This window comes from Kitasatospora sp. NPDC007106 (assembly GCF_040634455.1).
Classification (GTDB): domain Bacteria; phylum Actinomycetota; class Actinomycetes; order Streptomycetales; family Streptomycetaceae; genus Kitasatospora; species Kitasatospora arboriphila.
Genome location: NZ_JBEYFP010000604.1, coordinates 1 through 3,690, shown reverse-complemented (window position 1 = coordinate 3,690; position 3,690 = coordinate 1). Strand labels below are relative to the sequence as shown.

4 protein-coding genes are annotated in these 3,690 nt (G+C 75.0%); 1 reads left to right on the top strand and 3 read right to left on the bottom strand.

Translation table 11 applies throughout. From position 1 onward, the window contains the following. Positions 1-172: 172 nt before the first annotated feature. The 3 genes from ABZ641_RS29260 to ABZ641_RS29250 all read right to left on the bottom strand — a co-directional run bounded on the left by ABZ641_RS29260 (position 173) and on the right by ABZ641_RS29250 (position 2,059). Positions 173-817, bottom strand: a complete 645-nt coding sequence (locus tag ABZ641_RS29260; RefSeq protein ID WP_359986551.1) for a GAP family protein — start codon at positions 815-817, stop codon at positions 173-175. A gap of 175 nt (positions 818-992) precedes the next feature. Next, on the bottom strand, positions 993-1,445 hold the full coding sequence (locus tag ABZ641_RS29255; RefSeq protein ID WP_344625190.1) for a hypothetical protein: 453 nt from the start codon (positions 1,443-1,445) through the stop codon (positions 993-995). Positions 1,446-1,498: 53 nt separating this feature from the next. After that, entirely contained in the window at positions 1,499-2,059 is a 561-nt protein-coding gene (locus ABZ641_RS29250; RefSeq protein WP_344625191.1) for a TetR/AcrR family transcriptional regulator, read from the bottom strand. 92 nt (positions 2,060-2,151) lie between these two features. Between ABZ641_RS29250 and ABZ641_RS29245 the strand changes: the two genes are divergently transcribed. Continuing rightward, a complete protein-coding gene (locus ABZ641_RS29245) occupies positions 2,152-3,591 on the top strand; it encodes an MDR family MFS transporter (protein ID WP_359986547.1) in 1,440 nt (479 codons plus the stop codon). Positions 3,592-3,690 lie beyond the last annotated feature (99 nt).

Genomic DNA, 3,690 nt, shown 5'->3' with positions numbered 1-3,690 from the left:
CCGGGGAACAGCAGGAGGACGGCGCACCCGCAGCCGCCCCCGCCCGCCCGTCCGACCCCGGGACCGTAGTGCCCTGACATCGCCACCCCCCGGTGCCGCCGCTGCATTCCGGCCGACGATAGCGGGGGCACCCGCCCGCCGGGGCGAAATGACCGAAACGGTCGACGGACCGTCAGGCGATGAGCTGGTAGATGCCCCTGGCGGTCAGGTACAGGCCCACCACCAGCGACAGTGTGACGATCAGCCGCTCCTGGTGCCGCGTCAGCCAGGTCCGCAGGGCGTTCAGCCGGGCGTTCGCGGCGGCCGGCGACCGGAGGGCGAACACCTCCATGACGGCCAGGCTGAGCGTGGCCAGCAGGCAGTAGACGATCAGGGCGATCCAGTCGGTGAGGGAGGAGAGGTCGGCGTCGACGACGACGGCCGCGCCGGCCCCGACCAGCGCCCAGGGCTGCAGCAGCCAGGCGAGTCCGGCCGCGGTGCCGAGCGAGGCTTTGTCGACCCGGGCCGTCCAGCGCGGCGGGCCGTGCGGCCCGGGCGGCCGCCGGTGGCGGTACACGGCGTAGCCCGCCAGGCCGAGGCCGATGGCCAGCTCGGCGGCGTCGGCCGCGGTCGACGGGGTGCTGTGGCGGGCGGGCGGGGTTCCGCCGGTCAGCAGCAGCACGCACACCACCACCGCGACCAGGTTGGCGAGCCAGGACAGCACGAAGGCCAGGCCCTTGCGGGCGCCGCGCTGCGAGGAGAGCAGCAGGATGAAGGCGCTGTTGTGCAGGGGCCCGAGGGTGATGGCCGTGCCGATCACGACCAGGTCGACCACCATCGCCTCAGCCGCTCCCGAAGGTCGGGGCCGCCTGCCGTCTCCGGACGGGCGGGCCGGTCGGGCGCGGGCGGGCGGCACCCGCGGCGCCGCACCCCGACTCTCCGGCCCGCCGCCGCACCGGTCAAGCGGACCACGCCGACACCGCCCGGAACGCCACCGGGCGGCCGGACACCGCCTACACCCCGTTCTCGAGGGCCCGCAGCACCCGGCGGGCGTCGTGCCGGAACATCCGCGGCCCGACCGTCCGGTACGCCAGGGAGAGCAGCCGGGCACCGGGTGTGCCGAGGAACTCCCGGACCCAGATCATCTCGACGTGGCTCCCGCTCGCGGTCGGCGTGGCGGTGAGCTCCCAGGTGCTGCCGGGGGCGTAGACGTTGGAGTCCACCACGCGGGCCTCCACCGAACCCGGCCGCGACCAGTCGTAGGCGCAGCGCTCCCAGACGACCACGCCGGCCCGGCTGCCCTCCGTGACGTCCGCCGACGACTCGCCGACGCGGTGCACCCGGAAGTGCTTCGGTGACACCGCGGGGAAGACCGCCGGTCTGCGCGGTGAGAAGTCGTGCGCCGCCTCCAGCACACGGTCGGCGGCCACCGAGGTCTCGACGGCCACCCGGATCGTCGTCGCCATGATCCGATTCTATCGACGGACCCTGCGCCGGCCCACCGGACCGGCCCCGCCGGTCAGCGCAGCAGCGGCAGGAAGATCGTGTCGACGATCTCCTCCAGGACGTGGTCGGGCACGGGGGCGTAGGTCGTGAGGATCTCGTGGCGCAGCAGGTCGAAGGGGAGGGCCTTGATGCGGTCGCTGAGGCGGTCCGGGTCGATCTCGCCGCGGGCGGCGGCCCGCTCGAAGAGCACGTCGCCGCTGGGCTCGTGCCCGCCGGCGAGGAGGTCGCCGGGGCCGGTGCCCGTCTCCTGGTAGTAGCCGGCCAGGTGCACGCTCATGACGGTGACGAGCTGGACCCGGGTGGCGTTGATCGTCCGCATCAGGGTGAGGACGTCCTCGCGCAGGCTCCCGGTGTCGGGCGCGTCGATCCGGGACTCCTCCAGGACGTGGGCGATCGCCGCGCGGACGAGCTCGTCGCGGTCGGCCCAGCGGCGGTAGAGCACCGGGGGGCTGGTGCCGGCGCGGCGGCCGACGGCGTCCATGGTGAACCGGGCGTAGCCGTTGGCCGTGAGTTCCTCCCAGGCCGCGTCGAGGAGTGCCTTCTCCAGTGCCGCCCCGCGGCGCCGCTCGGGCATCCGCACCTCCATTAGAAAGACTTGCCTATCTTATTCCGCCGCCCTACGCTGGGCGCCGCAAGATAGGACTCTATATCTTAAGGCGGTCGCCCGTGAGCATCCCCGAGATCACCGGGGCCGGTGCCGGAACAACGGCGCCCGACCCCGACCGCATCGACCCCGCCGTGTGGCGCACGGCCTTCACCGTCGTGGTCGGCGCCCTCGCCGTCGTCTTCGACACCACCGTCGTCACCGTCGCCCTCGGCGACCTGGCCCGGGAACTCGGCGCCCCGCTCGCCACGATCCAGTGGGTGAGCACCGGCTACCTGCTGGCCGTCTTCGCCACCGTCCCGCTCGCCGGCTGGGCGCAGGCCCGGCTCGGCGGCAGGCGCCTGTGGATCGCCGCCCTGGGCGTGTTCCTGCTCGGCTCGGTGCTGAGCGCCCTGGCGTGGAACGCGCCCGCCCTCATCGCCTTCCGCGTCGTCCAGGGGATCGGCGGCGGCATCATGATGCCGCTCATGGCCACCCTGGTCGTCCAGGCCGCGAAGGGGCGCAACATCGGCCGGGTGATGGCCGCCGTCACCCTGCCCACCGCACTCGGCCCCGTCCTCGGCCCCGTGCTGGGCGGCGTCGTCCTGAGCGTGGCCGACTGGCGCTGGCTCTTCCTCGTCAACGTGCCCTTCTGCGCCGTCGGCGCCTGGCTGGCCCGGCGCAACCTGCCCGACGACCGGCCCGCACCCGACGGCCCCCGCACCCGCCTCGACACCGTCGGCCTGCTGCTGCTCTCCCCGGGGGTCGCGGCGACCGTCCACGGTCTGTCCCGGGTCGCGGGCAGCGCGGGCTTCGCGAGCGCCGGGGTGCTGGTGCCGCTGCTCGGCGGGCTCGCCCTGATCGGCGGCTTCACCGCACGGGCCCTGACCCGCGCCGGCGCCCTGGTCGACCTGCGGCTCCTGCGCCACCGGGCGCTGGCCTCGTCCTCCGCCCTGGGCTTCCTGGCCGGCGCCGCCCTGTACGGGGCGATGCTGCTGCTGCCGCTGTACTGGCAGCAGGTCCGCGGCGAGGACGCACTCGGCGCCGGGCTGCTCCTCGTCCCGCAGGGCGTCGGCGCGCTGCTCGCCCGCACCCTGGCCGGCGGCCTCACCGACCGCCTCGGACCGCGTCCGGTCGCCCTCGCCGGGTTCGTGCTCACCACCGCGGCGACCGTGCCGTTCGCGCTCGCCACCGCCGACTCCGGCGAGCTGCCGCTGATGGCCGCACTGCTCCTCCGCGGCATCGGCATGGGCGCCGTCATGATCCCGCTCAGCGGCGCCGCCTTCACCGGCCTGGAACACCGGGAGATCCCGGACGCGAGCATCATCACCCGGATCGCCCAGCAGGTCGGCGGCTCGGTGGGCACCGCCGCGCTCGCGGTCGTCCTTCAGCACACCACCGGCGGAGCCCGCACCCCGGACGCCCTGGCCGGCGGCTTCGCCGACGCCTTCCGGTGGTCGGCCGGCCTCACCGCCGTCGCCGTACCGCTCTGCATGCTGCTGCCCGGCCGCCGGCGCCCCTGATCGCCCGAACGGTCGACCGGGCTCTCCCGACCGGGCTCTCCCGACCGACAGCTTCCGGCCGACAGCGCCCGCCGGGCGGAGTGCCGCACTCCCCCGGCC